At 64.2% G+C, this 25,044-nt stretch carries 24 protein-coding genes, 1 tRNA gene and 2 pseudogenes; 15 read left to right on the top strand and 12 right to left on the bottom strand.

Annotated elements, in window-relative coordinates:
- Nucleotides 1-41: 41 nt before the first annotated feature.
- Nucleotides 42-320, bottom strand: coding sequence for a polyhydroxyalkanoic acid system family protein (locus tag GW587_RS17085; RefSeq protein ID WP_166105441.1), 279 nt, complete (start codon nucleotides 318-320; stop codon nucleotides 42-44).
- A gap of 244 nt (nucleotides 321-564) precedes the next feature.
- Between GW587_RS17085 and fdxA the strand changes: the two genes are divergently transcribed.
- The 9 genes and pseudogenes from fdxA (at nucleotide 565) to ampC (ending at nucleotide 8,461) form a co-directional block, all read left to right on the top strand.
- Complete coding sequence (gene fdxA, locus GW587_RS17080) at nucleotides 565-888, top strand: ferredoxin FdxA (protein WP_166105439.1); 324 nt, start codon at nucleotides 565-567, stop codon at nucleotides 886-888.
- An 82-nt stretch (nucleotides 889-970) separates the two neighbouring features.
- Complete coding sequence (locus GW587_RS17075; protein ID WP_166105437.1) at nucleotides 971-2,038, top strand: NAD(P)/FAD-dependent oxidoreductase; 1,068 nt, start codon at nucleotides 971-973, stop codon at nucleotides 2,036-2,038.
- Nucleotides 2,039-2,258: 220 nt separating this feature from the next.
- Nucleotides 2,259-3,494, top strand: a complete 1,236-nt coding sequence (locus tag GW587_RS17070; RefSeq protein ID WP_166105435.1) for a polyhydroxyalkanoate depolymerase — start codon at nucleotides 2,259-2,261, stop codon at nucleotides 3,492-3,494.
- A 132-nt stretch (nucleotides 3,495-3,626) separates the two neighbouring features.
- Nucleotides 3,627-4,331 carry an electron transport complex subunit RsxB gene (rsxB, locus tag GW587_RS17065; RefSeq protein WP_166105433.1) on the top strand — a complete coding sequence of 235 codons (705 nt, stop codon included), beginning with the start codon at nucleotides 3,627-3,629 and terminating at the stop codon, nucleotides 4,329-4,331.
- Nucleotides 4,331-4,978: an endonuclease III gene (gene nth, locus GW587_RS17060; RefSeq protein ID WP_166105431.1), complete on the top strand. Its 648-nt coding sequence runs from the start codon at nucleotides 4,331-4,333 to the stop codon at nucleotides 4,976-4,978. The genes rsxB and nth overlap by 1 nt, the downstream gene beginning before the upstream one ends.
- A 62-nt stretch (nucleotides 4,979-5,040) precedes the next feature.
- Nucleotides 5,041-5,424 (top strand): BlaI/MecI/CopY family transcriptional regulator, encoded by a 384-nt coding sequence (locus GW587_RS17055; RefSeq protein WP_166105429.1) that lies wholly within the window; start codon nucleotides 5,041-5,043, stop codon nucleotides 5,422-5,424.
- A pseudogene (locus GW587_RS31855) lies at nucleotides 5,421-6,323 on the top strand (M56 family metallopeptidase); the annotation flags it as partial. The gene GW587_RS17055 and the pseudogene GW587_RS31855, both read left to right, overlap by 4 nt.
- A gap of 216 nt (nucleotides 6,324-6,539) precedes the next feature.
- On the top strand, nucleotides 6,540-7,274 hold the full coding sequence (blaOXA, locus tag GW587_RS31850) for a class D beta-lactamase (protein ID WP_371875611.1): 735 nt from the start codon (nucleotides 6,540-6,542) through the stop codon (nucleotides 7,272-7,274).
- Between the two features lie 56 nt (nucleotides 7,275-7,330).
- A complete protein-coding gene (gene ampC / locus GW587_RS17045; protein WP_166105598.1) occupies nucleotides 7,331-8,461 on the top strand; it encodes a class C beta-lactamase in 1,131 nt (376 codons plus the stop codon).
- Here ampC and proB read toward each other — a convergent pair.
- The 4 genes from proB to rplU form a co-directional block, all read right to left on the bottom strand.
- Nucleotides 8,458-9,576 (bottom strand): glutamate 5-kinase, encoded by a 1,119-nt coding sequence (proB, locus tag GW587_RS17040; RefSeq protein WP_166105426.1) that lies wholly within the window; start codon nucleotides 9,574-9,576, stop codon nucleotides 8,458-8,460. The genes ampC and proB overlap by 4 nt on opposite strands.
- 183 nt (nucleotides 9,577-9,759) lie before the next feature.
- Nucleotides 9,760-10,869: a GTPase ObgE gene (gene obgE, locus GW587_RS17035; RefSeq protein WP_166105425.1), complete on the bottom strand. Its 1,110-nt coding sequence runs from the start codon at nucleotides 10,867-10,869 to the stop codon at nucleotides 9,760-9,762.
- Between the two features lie 116 nt (nucleotides 10,870-10,985).
- On the bottom strand, nucleotides 10,986-11,243 hold the full coding sequence (gene rpmA / locus GW587_RS17030) for a 50S ribosomal protein L27 (protein ID WP_008445659.1): 258 nt from the start codon (nucleotides 11,241-11,243) through the stop codon (nucleotides 10,986-10,988).
- Between the two features lie 39 nt (nucleotides 11,244-11,282).
- Entirely contained in the window at nucleotides 11,283-11,594 is a 312-nt protein-coding gene (gene rplU, locus GW587_RS17025; protein WP_008445658.1) for a 50S ribosomal protein L21, read from the bottom strand.
- Nucleotides 11,595-11,866: 272 nt separating this feature from the next.
- Here rplU and ispB point away from each other — a divergent pair, with 272 nt between their 5' ends.
- Nucleotides 11,867-12,856 carry an octaprenyl diphosphate synthase gene (ispB, locus tag GW587_RS17020; protein WP_166105423.1) on the top strand — a complete coding sequence of 330 codons (990 nt, stop codon included), beginning with the start codon at nucleotides 11,867-11,869 and terminating at the stop codon, nucleotides 12,854-12,856.
- 201 nt (nucleotides 12,857-13,057) lie between these two features.
- Nucleotides 13,058-13,984: a TIGR03571 family LLM class oxidoreductase gene (locus GW587_RS17015; protein WP_166105421.1), complete on the top strand. Its 927-nt coding sequence runs from the start codon at nucleotides 13,058-13,060 to the stop codon at nucleotides 13,982-13,984.
- A 92-nt stretch (nucleotides 13,985-14,076) separates the two neighbouring features.
- Here GW587_RS17015 and GW587_RS17010 read toward each other — a convergent pair whose 3' ends face one another.
- From GW587_RS17010 to GW587_RS16995, 4 genes are all read right to left on the bottom strand, one after another.
- Nucleotides 14,077-14,772, bottom strand: coding sequence for a DUF6445 family protein (locus GW587_RS17010; RefSeq protein ID WP_166105419.1), 696 nt, complete (start codon nucleotides 14,770-14,772; stop codon nucleotides 14,077-14,079).
- A complete protein-coding gene (gene arsC, locus GW587_RS17005; protein WP_166105417.1) occupies nucleotides 14,772-15,119 on the bottom strand; it encodes an arsenate reductase (glutaredoxin) in 348 nt (115 codons plus the stop codon). Before arsC ends, GW587_RS17010 begins: the two co-directional genes overlap by 1 nt.
- 40 nt (nucleotides 15,120-15,159) lie before the next feature.
- Entirely contained in the window at nucleotides 15,160-17,478 is a 2,319-nt protein-coding gene (locus GW587_RS17000) for a TonB-dependent receptor (RefSeq protein WP_229259489.1), read from the bottom strand.
- Between the two features lie 158 nt (nucleotides 17,479-17,636).
- On the bottom strand, nucleotides 17,637-18,374 hold the full coding sequence (locus GW587_RS16995) for a Fic family protein (protein WP_166105413.1): 738 nt from the start codon (nucleotides 18,372-18,374) through the stop codon (nucleotides 17,637-17,639).
- A 96-nt stretch (nucleotides 18,375-18,470) separates the two neighbouring features.
- On the opposite strand from GW587_RS16995, the gene GW587_RS16990 reads away from it, so the two are divergent.
- Nucleotides 18,471-20,717 (top strand): heme-degrading domain-containing protein, encoded by a 2,247-nt coding sequence (locus tag GW587_RS16990; protein ID WP_371875606.1) that lies wholly within the window; start codon nucleotides 18,471-18,473, stop codon nucleotides 20,715-20,717.
- Between the two features lie 69 nt (nucleotides 20,718-20,786).
- Nucleotides 20,787-20,863: transfer RNA gene (locus GW587_RS16985), tRNA-Pro, on the top strand.
- Between the two features lie 24 nt (nucleotides 20,864-20,887).
- On the opposite strand, the gene GW587_RS16980 is transcribed toward GW587_RS16985, so the two are convergent.
- On the bottom strand, nucleotides 20,888-21,805 hold the full coding sequence (locus GW587_RS16980; RefSeq protein WP_166105411.1) for a LysR family transcriptional regulator: 918 nt from the start codon (nucleotides 21,803-21,805) through the stop codon (nucleotides 20,888-20,890).
- Nucleotides 21,806-21,919: 114 nt separating this feature from the next.
- Between GW587_RS16980 and GW587_RS31360 the strand changes: the two are divergent.
- Both GW587_RS31360 and GW587_RS31355 read left to right on the top strand, forming a co-directional pair.
- Nucleotides 21,920-22,309: pseudogene (locus GW587_RS31360) on the top strand (RidA family protein); the annotation flags it as partial.
- 42 nt (nucleotides 22,310-22,351) lie between these two features.
- Complete coding sequence (locus tag GW587_RS31355; protein ID WP_229259512.1) at nucleotides 22,352-22,711, top strand: RidA family protein; 360 nt, start codon at nucleotides 22,352-22,354, stop codon at nucleotides 22,709-22,711.
- Between the two features lie 156 nt (nucleotides 22,712-22,867).
- Here GW587_RS31355 and GW587_RS16970 read toward each other — a convergent pair whose 3' ends face one another.
- Nucleotides 22,868-24,274 (bottom strand): MFS transporter, encoded by a 1,407-nt coding sequence (locus GW587_RS16970; protein WP_166105408.1) that lies wholly within the window; start codon nucleotides 24,272-24,274, stop codon nucleotides 22,868-22,870.
- A gap of 16 nt (nucleotides 24,275-24,290) precedes the next feature.
- Nucleotides 24,291-25,040, bottom strand: coding sequence for a glucose 1-dehydrogenase (locus GW587_RS16965; RefSeq protein WP_166105406.1), 750 nt, complete (start codon nucleotides 25,038-25,040; stop codon nucleotides 24,291-24,293).
- Nucleotides 25,041-25,044: the final 4 nt, after the last annotated feature.

Genomic DNA, 25,044 nt, shown 5'->3' with positions numbered 1-25,044 from the left:
TATTTGCAATTTAATTTTTCATAAAACAACTATTGTTTCCATTATGGAACGAAAACCTGGCGCATCTTGGCCGCCACCTTGGCTTCGATCTGCGCCGAGAAGGCGCTGAACAGGAAGCCCAGCGCGATCTGCAGCTGGGCCTGGTTCGGACGCAAGGTCAGCGAACCGTTGACGCCGCTGCGCTCGAAGCGCAACACATCGCCGTCCCAGCGGCAGTCCAGTTCGAATTGTTCGGCCAGCTTGTCGGCCACTTGTTGCGCCGCCTCGCGGGCCTGTTGCGGCGCCAGCTTATGCTCTTGAATCAGGTTGATGTCGGCCATGCCGCTTCCTCTGCAATATCACAAAGGCGACATGATGCCAGTTGCGCCACGGACGCGCCAGCCCATCGGCGCAGACCGCCACGGGGCGTGTCGCGTGTCTCAACCGTATTTGCTTATATGTATTGTATATAAGCGCAGTTTGTGAGAAATAGCGAATTACCTTAAAATACAGTGCTTTGCTGAGGTTAGCCGGGCCATCCCACCGCCGCCGACGCTGCAGCACACCAACATTGATAGGACTGTTATGACCCACGTTGTCACCGAATCTTGCATCAGCTGCCGTTATACGGACTGCGTCGATGTTTGCCCGGTAGATTGTTTCCGCCAAGGCCCGAATTTCCTCACCATCGATCCGGACGAGTGCATCGACTGCGCCGTCTGCGTGGCCGAATGCCCGGTCAACGCGATCTTCGCCGAGGAAGATGTGCCGGGCGACCAGCAGCAATTCATCAAGATCAACGTCGATCTCGCCCGCCACTGGCCTTCGATCACCAAGACCGTCGCTCCGCTGCCGGAAGCCGACCAGTTCAAGGACGTCAAGGAAAAACTGCACCTGCTGGTGCGCTGAGACGGACCCGTCTGGCCAGGCCGCATGGGGCCGCGCAGCTCCGTGCCGCCCAACCACACTCTGAAATAACAGGAATCCAAGTATGAATAGCACTGTCACTCCTCCAGGCGTCATCGAAGCCGATGCCGTCATCATCGGCGCCGGCCCGGTAGGCCTGTTCCAGGTCTTCGAACTCGGCCTGCTGGAAATCAAGGCGCACGTGATCGATTCGCTGGGCGCCGTGGGCGGACAGTGCGTCGAACTGTATCCCGACAAGCCGATCTACGACATCCCGGCCGTGCCGTCGTGCACCGGCCAGGAATTGACCGACGCGCTGCTCAAGCAGATCGAGCCGTTCGAGCCGACCTTCCACCTGGGCCAGGAAGTGACCAAGGTCGCGCGCCGCGACGACGGCCGTTTCGACGTCGCCACCACCGCCGGCACCGAGTTCATCACCAAGACCATCTTCATCGCGGCCGGCGTCGGCTCGTTCCAGGCGCGCACCATCAAGGTCGACGGCATCGATGTGTTCGAAGGTTCGCAGCTGCACTACAAGGTCAAGGATCCGGCGCAATTCGAAGGCAAGAACCTGGTCATCTGCGGCGGCGGCGACTCCGCGCTGGACTGGGCGCTGAACTTCGTCGGCAAGGCCGAATCGGTGGTTTTGCTGCACCGCCGCGAAGACTTCCGCGCCGCGCCGGCATCGGTCTCCAAGATGAAAGCGCTGTGCGACGAATACGAGATGCAACTGATCATCGGCCAGGCCACCGGCTATGAAGCCGACGCCGACGGCAAGCTGGCGCACCTGAAGGTCACCGGCGCCGACGGCGTCACCCGCCGCGTGCCGCTGGACATGCTGCTGGTGTTCTTCGGCCTGTCGCCGAAGCTGGGCCCGATCGCCGAATGGGGCCTGGACATCGAACGCCGCCAGCTGAAGGTGCAGAACACCGAGAAGTTCGAGACCAACGTTCCGGGCATCTTCGCGGTGGGCGACATCAACACCTATCCGGGCAAGAAAAAGCTGATCCTGTCGGGTTTCCACGAAGCCGCGCTGGCCGCCTTCGGCGCCGCGCCGTACATCTTCCCGGACAAGAAGATCCACATGCAGTACACCACCACCTCGCCGAAACTGCACAAGGTGCTCGGCGTGGAGACCCCGGTCTTCGATTAAACAACAGTAAGTTGTTGTCCTACACAGAAGCAGCGGAAACGCTGCTTTTTTTACGTCCGGAGCAGTATTATGATGCTGGTAAGCGTTTACTGTGGATACTACGTACGCTTGCCCCGAGGTACTTTGAAATGCTTTACGTCACAAACCATTGATCTATAATTTGGCATATGATGTGAAGTATTGGTGCACCGCACCAACGCCTTTTGACACAGGAAGACCTATGCTCTACCAACTCCACGAAATGCAGCGTTCGCTGTTGACGCCCCTGATGCAATGGGCCGACGCCTCCTCCAAACTGTTCACCAATCCGGTCTCGCCGCTGGCCCATACGCCGTTCTCGCAACGGATCGCCGCCGGTTACGAGCTGATGTACCGATTGGGCAAGGATTACGAAAAGCCGGCGTTTGAAATCGACAGCACCCTGGTCAAGGGCGAAACGGTGGGCATCATCGAACACGTGGTGGTCAACAAACCGTTCTGCCGCCTGATCCACTTCAAGAAGGACCTGGACGACAAGAAGATCAAGGCGCTGAAACAGCCGACCGTGCTGCTGGTCGCGCCGCTGTCCGGCCACCACTCGACGCTGCTGCGCGACACCGTGCGCGGGCTGCTGGTCGACCACGACGTCTTCATCACCGACTGGACCGACGCCCGCATGGTGCCGCTGTCGGAAGGCGCGTTCCACCTGGACGATTACATTTTCTACGTGCAGGACTTCATCCGCCTGCTCGGCCCGGAGCTGCACGTGATCTCGGTGTGCCAGCCGACCGTGCCGGTGCTGGCCGCGATCTCGCTGATGGCGACGGAAAAAGATCCGAAGCTGCCGAAGACCATGACCATGATGGGCGGCCCGATCGACCCGCGCCGCTCGCCGACGCAGGTCAACAACCTGGCCACCGAAAAGAAATTCTCGTGGTTCGAGAACACCGTGATCTACGCGGTGCCGCCGAACTATCCTGGCTTCGGCCGCAAGGTGTATCCGGGCTTCCTGCAGCACGCCGGCTTCATCGCCATGAACCCGGGCCGCCACGCGCAGAGCCACCGCGAGTTCTACGCCCATCTGGTCGAAGGCGACGACGAGCCGGCGGAAAGCCACCGCAAGTTCTACGACGAATACAATGCCGTGCTGGACATGCCGGCCGAGTACTACCTCGACACCATCAAGACCGTGTTCCAGGACTTCTCGCTGCCGAAGGGCGAATGGATCGTCGGCGGCAAGCTGGTGCGTCCGCAGGACATCACCACGGTGGCCTTGTTCACCGTCGAGGGCGAGCTGGACGACATCTCCGGCGCCGGCCAGACCCAGGCCGCGCACGACCTGTGCAGCGGCATCCCGGCCGACATGCAGCAGGACTTCGTCGCCCAGGGCGCCGGCCACTACGGCATCTTCTCCGGCCGCCGCTGGCGCGAAGTGGTGTGCCCGAAGATCACCGAGTTCATCAAGCAGCACGGTTAAAACCCGGGGTCAAGTCTGACATTCGTACACGGGCTCTGCCGTAGCGCACGCTACGGCAGAGCCCGTGTACGAATGTCAGACTTGACCCCGGGTTTTATCGGATAATGGCGTTTTACCGCTTTTAGCCACGCCGTGCCCACCAATCAATCCCTCGCCGACCGCATCGAAGACGTACTGCCGCAAACGCAATGCACCAAGTGCGGCTTTGACGGCTGCCGGCCGTATGCCGAGGCGATCGCCGCCGGCGCGGCCGACATCAACCAATGTCCGCCGGGCGGCGCTGAAGGCATCTCCCGCTTGTCGTCGGTCACCGGCCGCAAGGTCATTCCACTGAATCCCGTCAACGGCCTCGAGCGGCCGCGCGCGGTGGCCTACATCGACGAATCGCTGTGCATCGGTTGCACGCTGTGCATCCAGGCCTGCCCGGTCGATGCCATTGTCGGCGCCGCCAAGCTGATGCACACCATCGTGCCCGACCTGTGCACCGGCTGCGACCTGTGCGTCGCCCCCTGCCCGGTTGACTGCATCGTCATGTACCCTATCACCGAGACCACCGGCTGGGATGCGTGGCGGCAGGCCGACGCCGACGCCGCGCGTGCGCGGCACGACTTCCGCGCCGTCCGCCTCAAGCGCGAAAAAGACGAGAACGACGCCCGCCTGGCCGCCAAGGCCGAAGCCAAGATGGCCGCCGTGCAGGCGCTCGATCCGGCCGACGCCGCCGGCGAAGCGGAGAAGGAACGCAAGCGCGCCATCATCGCCGCCGCGATGGAGCGGGCGCGCCTGAAGAAGGAGGAAGCGGCGCGGGCAGCTTCCGACGCCAACCCTGATGGAAACTAATGAATCCAGCCAAACGCTACGAAATGTTCGTGCGCTTCCGCGCCGCCAATCCCAAGCCGGAAACCGAACTTGAATACACCTCACCGTTTGAACTGCTGATCGCGGTGCTGCTGTCGGCGCAGGCCACCGACGTCGGCGTCAACAAGGCCACGCGCAAGCTGTATCCCGTGGCGAATACGCCGCAGGCGATCCTCGACCTGGGCGAAGAGGAACTGAAGGGCTACATCCAGACCATCGGCCTGTACAAGACCAAGGCCAAGAATGTGATCTCGACCTGCCGCATGCTGGTCGAGCTGCACGGCGGCGAAGTACCGCGCGACCGCGCATCGCTGGAAGCCCTGCCCGGCGTCGGCCGCAAGACCGCCAACGTGGTGATGAACACCGCGTTCGGCGAACCGGCCATGGCGGTCGATACGCACATCTTCCGCGTCTCCAACCGCACCGGCCTGGCGCCGGGCAAGAACGTCGACATTGTCGAGCAAAAGCTGATCAAGTTCGTGCCGAAGGAATTCCTGCACGACGCCCACCACTGGCTGATCCTGCACGGCCGCTACACCTGCAAGGCGCGCAAGCCCGAATGCTGGAACTGCATGCAAATCGACCTGTGCGACTACCGCGCCAAGACGCCCGCGCCGCCCGACCTTTAGCGCTTGACGGCCATGCGACACTTGTCACATAATGGTGGCAATCGTCACATACGGAGCATCGCATGGCCATTCCCTCTATCACCGAACTCACCGTGCTGAAGGCGCTGTGGCGGCAACAGCCGCTCAGCGCGCGCGAAATCCATCAACAGGTCGAAGGCGAACTCGGCTGGTCGTATTCGTCGACCCGCAAGACGCTGGAGCGCATGCTGGACAAGGGCTCGGTGCGCCAATCCAGCGTCCACGGCGTGCAGGTGTACGAGGCCGCGCTGGAAAAGGTCGACACCCTGGCCGCGTTCGCGCACGACTTTGGCAAGCGCGTGATGGAAATCGACAGCCCGTTGCCGGTCAATATGTTCACCGGCAGTAAGCTGGTCGATGACGCCGAACTGGCGCAGCTGGAACAGCTGCTGCAAGACTGGCCCGAAGACGACGGCGAAGCAAAATGAGTCCCACCGATCTGCTGCTGTTGCGCTTCCTGCTAGCCTGCGTCGGCTGCGTGGCCGCCGGCCTTGGCGTGTGGTCGGTGATGCTGCTGTGCCGCCGCTGTCTGCCTGGCGTCTGCTCGCAGCGCACGCCGTGGCTGCTGGCGCAATGCACGATCGTCGCCGCCTTCCTGCTGATCCTGCTGCCGCACAGCGAGCGGCTGCGCCTGCTACCGCCGATCGAAATGGACGGCGGCGTATCAACGCACGCTGTCGCGCCCGGCCAGACCGCCGCGCCGGCGGCCGTCGCCACGGCGACGGACGCGCCGGCCAAGGCCACGGCCGCGCGCCCCTGGCTGGCGGTCGGCGCGCAAGCCTGGCTGATCGTCTACCTGCTCGGCCTCGGCCATTCGAGTCTCAAGCTGATGCTGGCGCGCCGCGTGCTGCGCGGCCTGGCCGCCGCCGGCGGGCGTCTGTCGGCGCAGGACCGCCATCCGGGTTTCGCCGATGCGCCGGCGCCGGACGCGGAGGTGATTGAAGTCGATGCGCCGATTTCGCCGATGCTGTTCGGCCTGCTCCACCCCCGGCTGCTACTGCCCGCCCACCTGCGCGGCTTCGACATCGCACAACAGCAAATGATCGTCGCGCACGAACTGACGCACCTACGCCGCCACGACCTGCACTGGGCCGGCGCCGGCGTGCTGCTGCAAACGCTGTTCTGGTTCAACCCCATCATGCGGCTGCTGCGCGCCAGGCTGTCGTGGGCGCAGGAGCTGGGCTGCGACCGCGAGGTGCTCAGCGGCCGTCCTGCGGCGCAACGCAAAGCCTACGCGGCGGCGCTGGTCGCACAGCTCAGATTGCGGCCTTGTCCGGACCTCGGCGCGCTCGCCTTCGGCGGCGCCAGCGCCAGCACGCTGGCCGGCAGGATCTCGCTGATCCGCGAACCCGGCGCCACAGCGCGCGGGCCGTGGACCCGGCTGGCCGCGATCGGCGCGTTGGCCGGCGTACTTGGCGCCAGCCTGGCCTTGCAACCGGCGCTGGCCTGGCGCGCGGACCAGATACCGGCGACCCAGCCCGCGACGCAGCCGACCGCGCAGGTCGACCATGCGGCCGCGCACGCCGCGCCAAGCGCGCAGGCGATGGCCAGCTGCACCACGATGAGCGACGCCGCCAGCGGCAAGCGCCTGGTCCATGACGGCCAGTGCGACGACCGCGTCACGCCGGCATCGACCTTCAACCTCGCCGTCAGCCTGATGGGCTATGACAGCGGCATCCTGCAGGACGAGCATGCGCCACTGCTGCCGTTCCAGGCCGGCTATATCGATTGGAATCCAGAATGGCGGGCGGCCACCGACCCCAGCAGCTGGCTCAAATACTCGGTGGTCTGGTACGCGCAGCAGGTGACCGCCAAGCTGGGCGCGGCACGTTTCCAGGATTACATCCAGCGCTTCGGCTACGGCAACCGCGACGTGTCCGGCGATCCGGGCAAGGACAACGGCCTGTCGATGTCGTGGATCAGTTCGTCGTTGAAGATATCGCCGGCCGAGCAGGTGACCTTCCTGCGCGGCGTGGTGAACCGGCAGCTCGGCTTGTCGCCGCGAGCCTACGACATGACCATCCGCATCATGCCGACGGAAACCCTGGCCAACGGCTGGCGCGTACACGGCAAGACCGGCACCGCCGCGCCGGTCCTGGCCGATGGCCACGACGACCCGCAGCACCAGTACGGCTGGTACGTCGGCTGGGCCAGCAAGGGTCAACGCACGATCGTGTTCGCCCGCATGGTTCTGGACCGCCGGCAAGAAGGATTCGCCGGCGGCCGCGTCAAGGAGGCCTTCCTGCTCGACCTGACCGCACGTCTCGACTCGCTGTAAAACCCCCAACAAAAAAGGAAATCGTCTTGCGCCTCCTGCCTCAACTCAGCAAGGGCATGGCCCTTGCCATGCTCTCGTGCGGCCTAGCGCCGCTTGCCGCCCACGCCGCCGACGACGCCAAGCTGCGCGCCATCGTCGACCAGGCGATCCGCCCTGTCATGGCCGAGTACAACGTACCCGGGATCGCCGTCGCGGTGACGGTCGACGGCAAGGCCAGCTTCTTCAACTACGGCCTGGCGTCGAAAGAGGACAACACGCCGGTCAGCGAAACCACGCTGTTCGAACTGGGTTCCGTGACCAAAACCTTCGTCGCCACGCTGGTCTCGTATGCGCAGGTGCAAGGCAAGCTGTCGCTGGACGATCATCCCGGCAAATATGTGCCGCAGCTGAAAGGCAGCGCCATCGACAAGGCCACGCTGCTCAATCTCGGCACCTACACCGCCGGCGGCTTGCCGCTGCAATTTCCGGACGACGTCTCGGACGACAAGGCGATCGACTATTTCAAGCAATGGAAGCCGGACGCCGCGCCGGGCGCACAGCGGCGCTACTCGAACCCCAGCCTCGGGCTGTTCGGCCATGTCGCCGGCCTGGCGCTGCACAGCCGCTTCAGTGACTCGATGGACAACAAGATCTTCCCCGGCCTGGGCATGCGTCACAGCTACGTGCACGTGCCGCCAGGCGCGATGGCCAGTTATGCGATGGGATACGACGAGAAGAACCAGCCGGGCCGCATGAGCCCGGACGTCTTCGCCGACGAAACGTACGGTATCAAATCATCGAGCGCCGACATGATCCGCTACGTGCAGGCAAACATCGATCCGACCCGGCTGGAGCCGACGCTGCGGCGCGCGGTCGACGGCACCCACGTCGGCTACTTCAGGATAGGCGGCATGGTGCAGGGGCTGGGCTGGGAGCAGTATCCGTATCCGGTGTCGCTGCAACAGCTTCAGGCCGGCAATTCCAGGGCGATGATCTGGGAAGCCAATGCGGCGCAGCAGCTGACGCCGCCGCAGACGCCGTCGGCGCCGACCTGGTTCAACAAGACCGGCTCGACCAACCGCTTCGGCGCCTACGTCGCCTTCGTGCCGGCGCAGAAGATCGGCATCGTGATCCTGGCAAATAAAAACTACCCGATCCCGGACCGCATCAAAGCCGCGCACGCGATCTTGCAACAGCTCGCGCCTTAGACCAGCACCAGATTGTCGCGGTGAATCAACTCGCGGCCTTCGACGAAACCGAGGATGGACTCGATCTCGCTCGACGGCTTGCGCATGATGCGCCGCGTCTCGGCGCTGGTGTAGTTCGACAGCCCGCGCGCGACCGGCACACCGTCCTGGCCGACGCAGGTGATCACCGCGCCGCGCCCGAACTCCCCCTTCACCTCCACCACGCCGATCGGCAGCAGCGACTTGCCCTCGCCGGTCAGCTTCTGCACCGCGCCCGCGTCCAGCACCACCTGCCCCGCCGTGTGCAGATGATCGGCCATCCACTGCTTGCGCGCGGTCAGGTGGCCGGTCTGCGCCACCAGCTCGGTGCCGATCGCCTCGCCGTTGGCCAGGCGCGCCAGCACGTCGCTGTCGCGGCCCCAGGCGATGATGGTGTGCGCGCCCGACTTGGCCGCGCGCTTCGCCGCCAGGATCTTGGTCAGCATGCCGCCGCGCCCGATGCTGGTGCCGGCGCCGCCGGCCATCGCCTCCAGCGCCGGATCGCCGGCGCGGCCCTGCGCGATCAGCACCGCCGCCGGATCCTTGCGCGGATCGGCGCTGTACAGGCCGTGCTGGTCGGTCAGGATGATCAGCGCATCGGCCTCGATCAGGTTGGCCACCAGCGCGCCCAAGGTGTCGTTGTCGCCGAACTTGATCTCGTCGGTGACCACGGTGTCGTTCTCGTTGATGATCGGCACCACGCCCAGCCGCAGCAAGGTGGTCAGCGTCGAGCGCGCGTTCAGGTAGCGTTCGCGGTCGGCCAGGTCGGCGTGCGTCAGCAGCACTTGCGCCGTGCCCAGTTGGTGGGCGCGGAAGCTGGTTTCGTAGATCTGCGCCAGGCCCATCTGGCCGACCGCCGCGCAGGCCTGCAACTCATGGATGTCGGTGGGACGCTGTTCGAAGCCCAGCCGCAGCATGCCCTCGGCGATCGCGCCGGACGACACCAGCACCACTTCCTTGCCCAGCGCCCGCAGGCCGGCGATCTGCGCCGCCCAGCGCGCGATGGCGGCGTGGTCGAGGCCGCGTCCGTCGTTGGTGACCAGCGACGAGCCGACCTTGATGATGATGCGGGTGGATTTTTGAATGACGGAATTCATGGGTGCGACACTACTCCAAACAAGCGTATGAAAGTGGGTTCAGTGCTGTGATTTGGCGGGCGGTTCGCCCTGCTTGCCGCTAACAGTCGCCGGCCCTGCGATGGCAGGACGGGCGCCGAGATGGAAAGGCATAATCAGCTGATCAGTGATTATGCCGGTGATGCCTGGGGTTAGTCGAGGATTTTAGTCCAGGATTTTGAAACGCGGATCGTCCGGATCGATCGACGAAATGCCGCGCGCTTCTTCGGTCATCTGCGTTTCTTCCGAGCGCTGCTCGTTGTGGCGTTTCTCTTCCAGGTGCATCTGGATCGCGTTGACCAGCTCCTGCGTGCCGTCGTGGCTCAGCGCGGAGATCTCGAACACCGGACCCTTCCAGCCGAATTTCTTGATGAAGTCCTTGACCGTTTTCTTGCGGTCCGCTTCCGGCACCATGTCCAGCTTGTTGAGCACCAGCCAGCGCGGCTTGTCGATCAGCGCCTCGTCGTACTTCTTCAGCTCGTTGACCAGGGCCTTGGCTTCCTTGACCGGATCGACGTTGGTTTCGAACGGCGCCAGGTCGACGATGTGCAGCAGCAGACCGGTGCGCTGCAGGTGACGCAGGAACTGATGGCCCAGGCCGGCGCCTTCGGAAGCGCCTTCGATCAAGCCGGGAATATCGGCGATCACAAAGCTCTTCTCGTGCGAGACGCGGACCACGCCCAGGTTCGGGTGCAGCGTGGTGAACGGGTAGTCGGCGATCTTCGGGCGCGCGTTCGACACGGCCGAAATAAAGGTCGACTTGCCGGCGTTCGGCATGCCCAGCAGACCGACGTCGGCCAGCACCTTCAGTTCCAGTCGCAGTTCGCGGCGTTCGCCTTCCTTGCCTTCGGTCTTTTGACGCGGGGCGCGGTTGGTCGAGGTCTTGAAGTGGATGTTGCCCCAGCCGCCTTCGCCGCCCTTGGCCAGCATTTCCATCTGGCCGTGTTCGGTCAGATCGGCCAGGATTTCGCCGGAGGCGTCGTCGATGATCAGCGTGCCGACCGGCATGCGCAGGTGGATGTCATCCGCGCCCTTGCCGTAGCAATCGGCGCCACGGCCGGACTCGCCGTCTTTACCGCGGTGCATCTTGGAGAAGCGGAAATCGACCAAGGTGTTGATGTTACGGTCCGCTACGGCCCAGATCGAGCCACCCTTGCCGCCGTCGCCGCCGTCAGGGCCGCCGAACGGGCGGAATTTTTCACGGCAAAACGAGGCGCAACCATTGCCGCCGTCACCACCGATCACTTCAATTTTTGCTTCGTCGATAAACTTCATGATGTACCGCCATAAAACTAAAAAGGCTCTACCGTGGGCAGAGCCTTTCGATTGAAGGCTTGCGCCTTACAAAGAGAACGGCCCGCGCGGCAGGCGCGCTGGGCCGTGAGCGTGATTTACGCTGGAACTACGGTGACGAACTGCTTCGAGCCTTCGCCCTTGACTACGAACTTGACCTTGCCGTCCACCAGAGCGAACAGGGTGTGGTCTTTGCCCATGCCAACACCTTCGCCGGCGCGCACTGGCGTGCCGCGTTGACGAATGATGATGCCACCAGCATTGATCGATTGACCGCCGTAAACCTTAACGCCGAGGCGCTTTGATTCTGAGTCACGACCATTTCGCGTTGTGCCGCCGCCTTTTTTGTGTGCCATTTAAGACTCCTTGGATACTAATTCTCGGGCAAACGGCGATTAGCCGTTGATCGATACGATTTGGATTTCGGTGTAATTTTGGCGATGGCCTTGATGCTTCTGGTAGTGCTTACGACGACGCATCTTGAAAATCTTCACTTTATCGTGACGACCGTGTGCCACAACAGTAACCAGTACCTTTGCACCTTCAACCAGAGGAGCGCCAAACTTGATGCTCTCGCCTTCGCCAACGGCGAGGACCTGATCGATGGTGAGTTCGGAACCAATGTCTGCCGGTATCTGTTCTACTTTAAGTTTTTCGCCAGCGACAACTTTGTATTGTTTGCCACCGGTTTTTATGACCGCGTACATGATTTGAAACCTCATCAAATGTTAAGAAAAGTCCTGCCGGCGTCCGCAAAACAGCTGCATGGAAACCGGGGAACCGCTGATTATACATGGGAAGGGTTTTCGCGTCAAAAACTATTCACAAACGGCCGGCGGCGTGGTATGTCGACAATCTTTCGGCGTTGGCAGGCTTGATCAATGGTCAATTCAGTTGCCCCAAACCGGGGGGCGACGCCCCTACGGACGGGGCCATGGCGTATAATCTCGGCACCAATAGTCTACCGCACAGGTTCGTCTTGTCTGCCGCTACCCACACCGCTACACAGAACAACATCGCCCACACGATCGCCGCCGACATGGACGCGGTCAACACGGTGATCCGCCAGAAACTGCATTCCGAGGTCAGCCTCGTCAATCAGATCGCTGAATATATCATCAGCGCCGGCGGCAAACGCATCCGCCCGGTCCTGGTGCTGCTGGTGGCCAACGCCTATTCCTACAAAGGAACAGCGCACCATGAATTGGCGGCGGTGGTCGAATTCATCCACACCGCCACCTTGCTGCACGACGACGTGGTCGACGAATCGTCGCTGCGCCGCGGCCGCGCCACCGCCAACGCGCTGTTCGGCAACGCCGCCTCGGTGCTGGTGGGCGACTTCCTGTATTCGCGCTCGTTCCAGATGATGGTCGGCCTGAACAATATGCGCGTGATGCAGATCCTGTCGGACGCCACCAACATCATCGCCGAAGGCGAAGTGCTGCAGCTGCTGAATATGCACGACCCGGACGTCAGCCAGGAGCGTTACCTGCAAGTGATCCGCTCCAAGACCGCCAAGCTGTTCGAAGCGGCGGCCGAGCTGGGCGCGCTGATTTCCGGCTGCGACGATACGCAGATCGAAGCGGCGGGCGAATACGGCCGCTCGCTGGGCACCGCGTTCCAGCTGATCGACGACGTGCTGGACTACGCCGGCGACGCCAATGAAATCGGCAAGAACGTCGGCGACGACCTACGCGAAGGCAAGCCGACGCTGCCGCTGATCTACCTGATGGAAAATGGCACGCCGGAGCAGCGCGAGCTGGTGCGCTCGTGCATCGAGCAAGGCGACGAACAGCACTTCGACGCCATCCTGGCCGCGATCACCAGCAGCGGCGCGCTGGAATACACACGACAGCAAGCGGTGACGGCCGCCAAGCGCGCCGCCGACGCCATCGCCGACCTGCCCGACAGCATCTACAAAGAATCGCTGCTGCAGCTGGCCGACTTCTCGGTCAACCGCACGCACTGACCCAAAACTCCGGGGTCAGAGCTAAAAACTGGACACGAGCTCTACCGTAGCGAACGCTACGGTAGAGCTCGTGTCCAGTTTTTAGCTCTGACCCCGGATTTGCATTGCTGCGCCCACATCAAGATTGATTTGTGATGGCACGGATTTTTCTTTGCCGCGACACCGCCTAGACTGCGGTCTTCGATGGATCAAGGAAGAATCATGCAATCAGCATTGGAACAACTAAAGCGCGGCGGTTTCTCGATCGGCCTGGAGCTGCCGCTGGATAACGACTGGTCGCCGTCCGGCGAACGCGCCCGCCGCGAAGCGGGCCGTCTGCCCGGCGAGCCGGACCTGCAACACCACGCCCGACTCGCGACCCTGGCTGACCGCCTCGGCTTCCGCGCGCTGTGGATGCGCGACGTGCCGCTGTACGACCCATCGTTCGGCGACGCCGCGCAGGTGTTCGAAGTGTTCAGCTATCTGGGCTACCTGGCCGGCGCGACGCAACACATCCTGCTCGGCACCGCCGCCGTGGTGCTGCCGCTGCGGGAACCGGTGCTGACGATGAAATCTGCCGCCACCGTCGACCGCCTGAGCAACGGCCGCCTGCTGCTGGGCACCGCCAGCGGCGACCGGCCGCGCGAATACCCGATCTTCGGCCGCGACTTCGACACACGCGGCGCCGCCTTCCGCGACCAGATCGCCATGCTGCGCGCGGGGCGCGATCCCGCGTGGCCGGACGGCATCCAGCTGCAGCCGCGACCGGCGCAGCCGATACCGCTGCTGGTGGCGGGTCTGGCGCAGCAGTCGCCGCAATGGGTGGGGCAACACATGGACGGCTGGCTGGCCTATCCCGGCACGCCGGAAGACCATGCACAGCGCTCGGCGCTGTGGCGCGAGGTGGCAGGCGCCGGCAAGCCCTACATCAGCTTCATCCATCTGGACCTGGCCGAAGACCCGGACGCCCCGCTGCGCCGCCACCGCTTCGGCGCCACGGTCGGCCGCCACGGACTGATCGCCGAGCTGCATGCGATGAAAGCGGCCGGCGTGCACCACATAGGCCTGCACTTCCGCCGCAACCAGCGGCCGGTGGCCGAAGCGATGGAGGAAATCGCCGAGCACGTGCTGCCGGTCTTCCATGGCTAAACTCCGGGGTCAGAGCTAAAAACTGGACACGACCTCTACCGTAGAGGACGCTACGGTAGAGACCGTGTCCAGTTTTTAGCTCTGACCCCGGATTATCTGTAGCGAATGAAGGCGTTCATCGTCAGCCGGCCGCGCGCCGGGTCGGTGTCGAGCAGTTCGGGGGCGTCGATCTGGCCGCTGTGGAAGGTGGTGGCGTCGTAGAAGATCGCGCGGTTCCACGCCGCCGGCACGGTGCAGATTTTTTCGAAGTAGCGCCCGTCGCCGTTGTAGTACGCCGGCGCGGCGCCGATCACTTTGCTGAACGCATCGTTGTCCATCAAGCGCGCCTGGTGCAGCAGGAAGTCGATCTCCTCCGGATGCCGCAACGGCCGGTAGAAACTGGTGCCTCCCATCCGCGCATCCTCGAACAGATACAGCACCGACGCCGCCGCGCCCTCGCCCGGCGGGCATTCGCGCGCGTCGCGGTGGCAGATGCGCTGCTGCGGCATCAGCTGCTCCGGCTTCAAGGTGACCATCGACATCCGCGTCGCCATGCCCAACGTCTGCGTCGCGCCGAACGCCGGCAGCAGATGCCGCGTGAAGAACGCTGCCAGCTGGGTATTGAACTCCGCCGGCATTGCCTGCTCCATGCCCGGATAGCAGTTGACCGGCGCCGCCGCGAACAGCGCCCGCCGCGCCACCGCTTCCGCCGCCATCTTGCGCGGCTCCAGCAACAGATCATCGACCACGATGCAATAGCGGCCGTCGCCGATGTCGGCGCGCCGTATCAACGCGTCCGGATTGAACATCAGAGCAGTTCCTGGACCAGTTCGGACGGGCGGCACAGGCGCACGCCCTTCGGCGTCACCACGAACGGGCGATTGATCAGGATCGGATGCGCCATCATCGCGTCCAGCAGCGCGTCGTCCGTCAGCGAGACGTCGGCCAGCCCCAGCTCCACATACAGGTCGCCCTTGTCGCGCATCGCGGCGCGCGTGCTCAGGCCGGCCTTGGCGATCATCGATGCCAACACCGCCCGCGTCGGCGGGTTCTTGACGTAGTCGACGATCTCCGGCTCGACGCCGCTGGCGCGGATCGCCTCCAGCGTTTTGCGCGACGTGCCGCAGGCGTTGTTGTGATAAATCGTGATGGTCATGACGCTGCCTTTGAAGGATATCCAAAGGCAGCATTATCGCCTAAAACCTGGTCGCCAGAGTCAGGCCGATGCTGCGCGGCGCCAGTCGGTAACCCTGCACGATCGACGCCACCTGCGGATGCTGGATCACCGTGTCGGTGTCGAAGGCGTTCTTCATGAACACGCTGACGTTGTAGCGGTCGAACGACATGCCGGCGCTGAAGTCGGTGGTGTGATAGCCGGGTCGGTCATGGTCGGTCTGCTCCGGATCCAGCGAGCCCTTGCTCGATCCCACCCACTGCATGCCGGCCATGACGAAGGCGCTCTTGTCGCCGAAGGCGGCGAAGTTGTAGACCGCGTTGATGGCGGCGTTATATTTCGGCACGCCCTGGATCCGCGCCCCGGCCACCGCGCCGACCACGCCGTTCTCGATGCCGACGTCGTTGGACAGCTCGGCCTTGACGTAGCCGCCCGACGCGCTCAGCGTCAGCCCCGGTATCGGCTTGGCCTTGATGTCGAACTCGAAGCCCTTGCTGGTGGCGTCGCCGGCGTTGGCGTTGTAGGTGTAGGCGCAGGTCGGCAGATACACGCCCTGCTGGATGTTCTTCCACTTCACGTAGAACACGTCGGCGTTGATCGACAGCCGGTTGTTGAGGAAGCGCGATTTGCTGCCCACCTCATAGCTCCACAGGCTGTCCGGCTGGTAGTCGGGCGGGCCGGCTTCGAGTCCCTGCGCTTCCAGATCCGGGCCGCAGGTGGTTGGCGGTACGAAGATGTTGTTGCCGCCCAGGCGGAAGCCTTTGGCGATGCTGGTGTAGACGGTGTTGGTCGGGCTGACCTCCCACGTCAGCGCGTACTTCGGCGTGAACGCGTGCGACGAGGTGGCGGCGTTGCTGTTGTTGCCGGCGCCGGCCAGGTAGTTGCCGTTGCGTTGCTCCAGCGTGGTGTCGGCCTTGAGGTAGCGCGCGCCGACCGTGGCGTGCAGCGCCGGCGAGAAGTAGTAATTGACCTCGCCGAACACCGACGCCTGTTTCTCGCGGTAGTGGAAGGCACCGGCGAACGAGTTATCGTTCGGGAACTGGCCGGGCCGCGCGTCCGGCAGCAGCTCGGGATCGGCGATGTCGAAGCCGAATTGATTGAACAAGGCGGTGACGCCGAAGATCGGATCGTTCTCGACCACATTGGTGTGCTGGCGCGAGAAGTAGGTGCCGGCCAGCCAGGTCCACGGCGACACCGCCGCGTCGTACGGGCGCGAGGCGAGGCGGAATTCCTGCGACACCTGGCGTACCTGGTTGTTCAGGTAGACCGCCGACGGCAGGCCGGCGATCGCTTCGATCAGTTCCGGCGGCGCCTTGCCGCCGTCCTCGGTCGAGGTCAGGAAGGTCGACAGCGAATAGCTGTTGTAGGCCGAGCCGTTCTGCGTGCGGTCGAACTTGCGCTCGAAGTAGCTGGTGGCCGAGGTCAGGTCGGCGCCGCCCAGGTCCCAGTTGATGGTGACGCTCGGCGACAGCAGCGTGTCCGTCGAAGGTTCGCGGATCTGCTTCTGCGCCTGGTAGTTCGGCAGCTCCAGGTTGAAGGCGGCGATGTCCTTGGCGTCGATGCGCTGGTAGTAGACCGACGGGGTGATGGTCAGCCCGCGCGTCGGCTTCCATTTCAGCGCGGCGCGCAGTTCCTGGTCGTTGATCTTGTTGATGTTATTGGCCAGCACCGCGCCGTTGCCGTCGACCTGATCGATATAGCCGCCGGTGTGCTGCGCCTGCACGCCGATGCGCAGCGCCAGTTCGTCGGGGATCAGCGGCAGGTTGGCGACCACGTTGGCGGCGTAGTTGGCGCTGCCGCCCTTGGTGTTGGAGGCCTCGGTGTAGGTGGTGAACTCGCGCTCCTTCAGATCCGGCTCGTTCGGCACGAACTTGATGGTGCCGCCCATCGAGCTGGCGCCGTACAGCGTCGCCTGCGGGCCGCGCAGCACTTCGACCCGGTCGATGTCGAAGAACTTGGGCTCGATGTTGCCCATCGTGTAGACGTTGCCGACCGTGACCGGCGTATCGCCCAGGTACACGCCGACCGTGGCCGCGCCGGCGGTGGAGCTGATGCCGCGAATCTCGATGTTCGACGTGCCGGGACCTGCGCCGCCGTTGCCGCTGGCGGCGGTGAAGGAGATATTGGGCACCACCCGCGTCAGGTCGGTGATGTCGCGGATGTGCTCGGCCTGGAGCTGGGCGCCGGTGACGGCGCTGATGCTCATCGCCACCTTGGCCGGATCTTCCTTGCGCTTTTGCGCCGTCACGGTGACCACCTCCAGTTCGTCGGAGGGCTTGAACTGCTGCGCGCCAGCCGGCGTCGCCAACACCGCCAATGCGGCGGCGACGGAAGTGCACATTATTTTTCGAGTGTTGTTCATGCCTGATCTTCTCCGGTCAGTGAGGGTCGCCGCCCTAAAATGATGCAATTTTATTTATTCGACATCTTATTCTTTTTGCAAAGCAAGAAACCTGCCAATTTTCAAAGGCGTTGGAATCCGGCCACAAAAAGGAGATGTCAGGCGAGGCCCAGCACGTACCAGTAGCGCGCAAACGCCTCACGCAGGCATTCGGCGACGAGGTCAAGGAAAGGGGCGATGTCGCCCTCCACATGGGCGGCATCGAGCGCCTCGTAATACGCCAAGCGGCGCTGCACGGGCAGCACGACGGCCGGGTAGCCGGCCTTGATGAGTTCCAGGTTCAACAGCAGCCGCGCGGTGCGCCCGTTGCCGTCGACGAAAGGATGGATCCCGACGAAATCCACGTGCAGCCGCACCGCCCGCATGATCGGATGCAACGGCGCGGAGCCCTCGCCGTACCAGCGCATCAACGCGGCCATCCGTTCAGGCACATGCAGCGTATCCGGCGGCACATGCCGCGCGCCGGCGATGATGACATTAGTCTTGCGGTAGACGCCGGCATTGGCGTCGTCGATATGTTTGAGCACCAGGCGGTGCAGGCTGCGGATCTGCCATTCGCTGAGCGGCTCCTCCTTGTGCACCACGTCTTCCATGTAGTGGATGGCATCGCGGTGGTTGACCGCCTCCACATGCTCGCGCAACAGCTTGCCGCCGACCGTGATCCCCTCCAGCACTACCTTGGTTTCAAGCAGCGTCAGCGTGTTGCCCTCGATCGCATTGGAATGATAGGTCCAGTTCAGCACCAGCTCTTCGCGCAGGTTGCGCACGGCCTCGGGCGGCAGTGGGCGCAAGCCATCCAGCCGCTGCTTGAGCGCATCGATTTCGTGCAAGGTCATGTCGCCTCCTTGTGCCGATATTACACCCGGCTAGCGTCGGGCCGCATGCCGGATCCTGTATCATGAAAACGCTTTCATTATAAAAACGGAGACCATGTGAAGAATTCTGCACTGCGGGAGAACGCCGGCATCGACGCCGCCACGGCGACCGCATCCCAGCCTCGTGTTAGCGCTATCAAGCGCATCGTTCCCTTGCTCGGCCTGCTGATCGGCGTCCAGGCGACGGCGGCGACGGCGATCCACGTCAACCAGCTCGGCTTCGCGCCGCAGGCTGACAAGCTGGCCGTGGTGACCGACAGCACCGCCACCAGCTTCGAAGTGCTGCGCGCCGACAACGGCCAGAGCGTATATCGCGGCGAACTCGGCGCCGCCGCCGCGTGGAAGGCCTCGGCGGAAACGGTCAAGCTGGCCGACTTCTCGACGCTGACCGCGCCCGGCGAATACCGCATCAAGGTGGACGGCGCGGCGCCATCCGACCGCTTCGTCATCGGCGCCGACACCTACCGCAAGCTGAACGCCGCCGCGCTCAAGGCCTACTACATGAACCGCGCCGGCATCGCGCTGGAAACCCGCTACGCCGGGGTCTACGCCCGCCCCGCCGGACACATGGACGACAAGGTGCTGGTGCACGCCTCGGCCGCGTCGAAGGACCGCCCGGAAGGCAGCACCATCACCAGCGCCAAAGGCTGGTACGACGCCGGCGACTACAACGAATACGTGGTCAACTCCGGCATCTCGACCTACACGCTGCTGGCCGCGTTCGAGCACTTCCCCGCCTACTATGCCAAGCAAAACCTCAACCTCCCCGAATCCGGCAACGGCCTGCCCGACATCCTCAACGAAGCGCTGTGGAACCTCGACTGGATGCTGACCATGCAAGACCCGCACGACGGCGGCGTCTACCACAAGCTGACCAACAAAACCTTCGACGCCATGGTAATGCCGGACCAGGCGATGAAAGCGCCGCGTTACGTGGTGCAGAAAAGCACCGCCGCCGCGCTCGACTTCGCCGCCACCATGGCCGCCGCCAGCCGCGTGTTCAAGGCCTACGAGCAGCAACGCCCCGGCCTGTCGGCGCGCATGCTGGCGGCGGCCGAAGCGGCCTGGACATGGGCCGCCGCCCACCCGACGGCCACCTTCCGCAATCCGCCCGACGTGCGCACCGGCGAATACGGCGACCAGCACCTCGACGACGAATTCGCCTGGGCCGCCGCCGAGCTGTATATCAGCACCCGCAACGACGACTACTACCGCGCCATGAAGGCCGAGCAAACACCGGCCACGGTTCCGAACTGGGGCGACGTCAACGGCCTGGCCTGGATGTCGCTGGCGCATCACCGCGCGCGCCTGACGCCGCTGGCCGACCGCAAGCTGATCGCCAGCCGCATCGACGGCCTGGCGGCCGCGCTGGCGTCGACGTGGAAAAGCTCGCCCTACCGCGTCGCGATGAAAGACAAGGACTTCGTGTGGGGCAGCAACGCCGTGGTGCTGAATCAATCGATGATGCTGCTGCAAGGCTACCGCCTGAACGGCAAGGTCGAGTACCTGGACGCGGCGCAGTCCGGCCTCGACTACGTCTTGGGCCGCAACGCCACCACGTACTCGTTCGTCACCGGCTTCGGCGCAAGGCCCCCGCTGCACCCGCACCACCGCCCATCGCAAGCCGACAAGATTGACGCCCCCGTGCCCGGCTTCCTGGTCGGCGGCCCGCAGGCCGGCCAGCAAGACCAGGCCGACTGCCCGCCCTACCCGGCCAAGCTGCCCGCCACCTCCTATCTCGATAACGTGTGCAGCTACGCCAGCAACGAAGTGGCGATCAACTGGAACGCGCCGCTGGTCTACGTCTCGGGCGCGCTGGACGAGCTGAGCAAACAGAAAGTCGACCTCGCCGTGCTGCTGCGCCAGGAGCAGCTGCTGCAATTCGACAGCTTCGACAACGAGACCGCGCTGGCGCTGGGCCTGAAGGCGGTCGAACTGGCGCGCGCCGCCGGCCAGAAGGTCGCGGTCAACGTTACGCGCGACGGCCTGGTGCAGTTCTACCACGGCATGCAGGGCATGACGGCCGACCACGACAACTGGATCCGCCGCAAGAGCAACCTGGTCAACCGCACCGGCCACAGCTCGTTCTACATCCACAATGAGGTGAAGAACGCTGGCGGCGACATCGACGCGCTGCCGGGACTGGACGCGCGCGACTTCGCCGCGCAGGGCGGCTCGTTCCCGCTGGTAGTCAAAGGCAAGGGACGCATCGGCACCATCACCGTCACCGGCTTGCCGGGGTCGGACGATCACGCGCTGGTGGTGGCGACGCTCAAGGCCTATCTGAAGATCGCCGACCTGTAAAACCGCCCGCGCGCTGGTTGAAACGCGCGCGGAATTCTGCTGTAATGAATGCCGCCACAGCACCACCGTCGGGGTGTGGCTCAGCCCGGTAGAGCGCTGCGTTCGGGACGCAGAGGCCGGAGGTTCGAATCCTCTCACCCCGACCAAAACCATTTCGGTTTGACGTCAAATCAATGCCTGTCGATGGGCGCATGTTCCTCCATCAGCTCGGCGATCCAATCGATGAACACCCGCAGCCTGCTGCTGACGTAGCGGTTCTGCGGATACGCCACATGCAGCGGCATTGGATCGAGATGCCAGTCCTGCAGCAGTGGCAACAGTTCCCCGTCGGCCACATGCTGCCTGGCCATGTATTGCGGCAGCCACAGCACCCCCATGCCGGCCAGGCCGGCCGCCAGATAGGCGTTGCCGTCGTCGACTGCGATCACGTAGCGACCCTGTATCGTCATGGCCGCGCCGTCGCGCCGCAGCACCGCCGGATAGGTCTTTCCCGTCCTTCCCCATAAAAAGCCGACGATGCGGTGCGCGCTGTTTTCCAGCTCGGCCGGATGGGTCGGCGCCGGCATGCGTGCCAGGTACGCCGGCGCCGCGTACAGCCCGAGCTGCAGGTCGCCCACGTGGCGCGCCCGCAGCGATTGGTCGGTGAGTTCGCCGCCGCGCACCACGCAATCGACGCTTTCCCCGATGAGGTCGATAGTGCGGTCGCTGACGCCCATGTCGATCTGCAGCTCGGGATACCTGGCGTGGAAGGCCGGCAGCGCCGGCATCAGGATGATGCGCGCCAGCGGACTGGGCACGTCGACCTTGAGCTTGCCCTTGGGCTGCGCCGACGCCTGGGACAGGCCCGACTCGGTATCATCGAGGTCGGCCAGCAGGCGCACCACGCGCTCGTAGTAGGCCGCGCCGTCCGCCGTCACGTTGACCTTGCGCGTGGTACGGTTGAGCAGCTTGACGCGCAGGCGCGCCTCCAGCTGTTGCACCAGCTGCGTGGCGCTGGTGCGGCTGATCTGGAGCGTCTCCGCCGCCTTGGTGAAGCTGCCAGTCTCGACCACCCGCGCGAACGCCGTCATTGCCTCAAACCGGTCCATCTCGTCTCCCTTTTTATTGTTTGGCTAGCACAAACAGTGATGATCTATTTTACGCGTTTATCTTAATTTTTAATGCAAGTAGACTGACTTCATCTAATCTACAAGGAGTTAAACATGACAATTCGTGACGTGGTTTTCGCGCCCGGCCGCCAGGCGCTGAATGAAATGCATCGTTATTCGCCAGCGGTACGCTCCAACGGCATGCTGTTCGTGTCGGGTCAGGTGGGCAGCCGTGAGGATGGCTCGCCGGAGCCGGAACTGAAGGCGCAGGTGCGGAAGGCGTTCCAGAACCTGAACGCTGTGCTGGCCGCCGCCGACTGCACCTTTGATGACGTGGTCGACGTCACCATCTTCATGGTGAATCCGGCCGAGACCTTCGACACGATCTGGAACGAGGTGGCGCCGGAGTACTGGGGCCAGGCGCCGTACCCCAATGTGACCGGGGTCGGCGTCACCTGGCTTGCCGGCTTCGACTTCGAGATCAAGGTAACCGCGCGCATTCCATCAACGTCGGTGAGCCGCTACAACCCTCCGACAATTTGGGACATGGGATCGCTCGGGTACTCGCAGATCAGCGTCGCGGAACCCGGCCGCATCGCGTTTTTGTCCGGCCAGGTGGCCTGGCTGCCCAACGGAGGGGAAGCGCCCAAAGACCTTGCTGGCCAGGCAAAGGTTGTGGCTGTCAACCTCGCTTCCGCGCTGAAAGAACTTAACGCATCGGGGAAAGATATTGTCATGCTGCGCGTCTACGTCGTGGATGCGACTACGGAAAAGTTCCAGCAGGTCCAGACCTTCCTGGACGAACTGAAAGGGGACGGAATGCCCAGCATCACGACGATTGGCGTTCAGGCGCTTTATTCGCCGGATATCCTGGTCGAGATTGAAATGGTGGTGCGGGTTCCCTAAACGCCTTTCTGCTGGACGACAGCCGCGTGCCGGAGCAGCTGGTACATCAACGCGGCTGTACATGTCGATCAGCGACGATATGCTGCTCAAGCCTTTCCGCTGCTGCCTGCGCCGACGCTGATGGACCGCAGGCGCGCGCGACTGCCGCCTGACGCGTCAGTCCGCCGCGCATGTCGACCTCTTAGAAACAATTCCCCTTGCAGCGATCAACGCAGCGACCAGCGCGATCACGGCGGCGCCGATGAAGGCCGCCGGCAAGCCGGACGCATAGTGCGCATGGTCGGCGTTGAGCGCGTAGATGGAAGTGATCATCGCGATGCCCAGCGCGCCGCCGATCTGCTGATCCATCTGTAGCAGTCCCGAGGCGGCGCCGGCGTGCTCCTCCGGAACGCCGTCCATGATCGCCACTGTGCCCGGCGCGAACACCAGCGCGATGCCCACCGCGTGCACCAGCAACGGCACCAGCACCGCCGGCAAGTAAGCATCATGCTCACCCAGCAGCGCGAAGCCCACCAGACTGAAGGCGACCAGCAAACTCCCGGCGGCAAGCAGAATGCGGGCGCCGAAGCGGACGATCAAGCGCGGCACGAAATGGCTGATCGCGAACACCGTGGCGGTCAGCGGCAGGTACGCGATCCCGGCCACCAGCGGCGTGTAGCCCATCACGCGCTGCAGGTATTGCACCAGCATGAACAGCAACGAGAAGTGCATTCCCACGATCAGTGCCATCACCACCAGCCCCGCCACGCGCGAGCGGTCGTGCAGCAGCCGCAGGTCGAGCAGCGGCTCGCGGTGCCGCCGCTCGGTCCGGACGAAGACAACGAACATCGGCAGCACCAGCGCGAACGACAGCAAGGTCCCGGGCGCGCGCCAGCCATCATCGGCGGCGCTGATGAAACCATACACCAGCGCGACCGAGCCGAGCGTCGCGGTCAGCGCGCCGACCACGTCGAGCCGCGCCGGTTTCGGATGGGTCTCGGCCACCAGACGTCCGATCGCCAGCAACACCAGCACGCCGACCGGAACGTTGATCAGCAACGCCCAGCGCCACGACAGATATTCGGTAAGCACGCCACCCAGGATCAATCCCGCCGACGCGCCCACCGACGACACCGCGATGAACAGCGACATGCCGCGCGCCTGTTCGGCGGCGTCGCGCGCCATCACCATCACCAGCGCCAGCAGGCTCGGACCGGCCAACGCCGCGCCCATCCCTTGCAGCACGCGGGCGCCCACCAGCAGCCCCGGCGTCTGCGCCAGGCCGCCCAGCAGCGACCCCAGTACGAATACGGCCAGCCCGACGCGGAAGGCGCGCACCTGCCCCACCATGTCGCCGAGCCGCCCGCCCAATAACAGCAGGCCGCCGAACGCCAGCCCGAAGGCGTTGAGCACCCACGTCAGCGAAGCCGGGTTGAAGCCCAGATCCTGCTGGATGCGCGGCAGTGCGACCACCACGATCAGCAAGTCCATGGCGAACATGCATTGGGCGGTGAGAACGGTCGCCAACGCGAGCGCGCGACGCCCCGGTGTGGAAGCGACGCTTCCGAGAGTCAGGCTAGCCATATTCAATCCGCGCCGCTTAGTAGCCGACGCCGCGCACGCCACCCGATGCGCGCAGCGATTCGCCGGTCACCCAGTGCGCGTCGTCCGACGCCAGGAACACCGCGACCGGCGCGATATCTTCCGGCTCGCCGAAGCGGCCGAGCGGTGTGCCGGCAATCAGCTTCTCGCCGAATTCGCCGGCGAAGTTGCCGTCGGTGGCGGGGGTGTTGGTATGGCCCGGCAGGATCGAGTTGACACGGATCCGGCGCGGTCCGAGCTCGCGCGCGAGTGCGAAGGTCATCGTGTCGACCGCGCCCTTGGTGGCCGCGTAGACGCTGGATGCCAGATACGGATCGGTGCTAAGGATCGAGCTGATGTTGATGATGCTGCCGCCGCTCTCGCCGAAATGCTTGACCGCTTCGCGGATCGCCAGGAAGTAGCCCAGCACGTTGACGTTGAACTGCTTGTGGAAGGCTTCCTCGGTCAGGTCGGCGACCATCTCGAAGATGGCGAAGCCGGCATTGTTGACCAGTACGTCCAGCTGGCCGAAGGGCTTCACCGCGTCGAACAAGCGGGCCACGTCGGCAGCCTTGCTCATGTCCGCCTGCACCGCGAGCGCCGCGCCGCCGGCTTGCTTGATCGCCGAGACCACAGCGTCGGCGCCGCTCTTGCTAGTGGCGTAGTTGACGATGACGGTGGCGCCCGCGGCGCCCAGCGCCTTGGCGATGCCGGCGCCGATGCCGCTCGATGCGCCGGTGACGATGGCGACTTTTCCTTGTAATTTCATTTGA

It is taken from the genome of Duganella aceris, from assembly GCF_011090165.1.
GTDB lineage: Bacteria > Pseudomonadota > Gammaproteobacteria > Burkholderiales > Burkholderiaceae_D > Rugamonas > Rugamonas aceris.
This window is presented reverse-complemented; position numbering and strand designations above follow the sequence as displayed.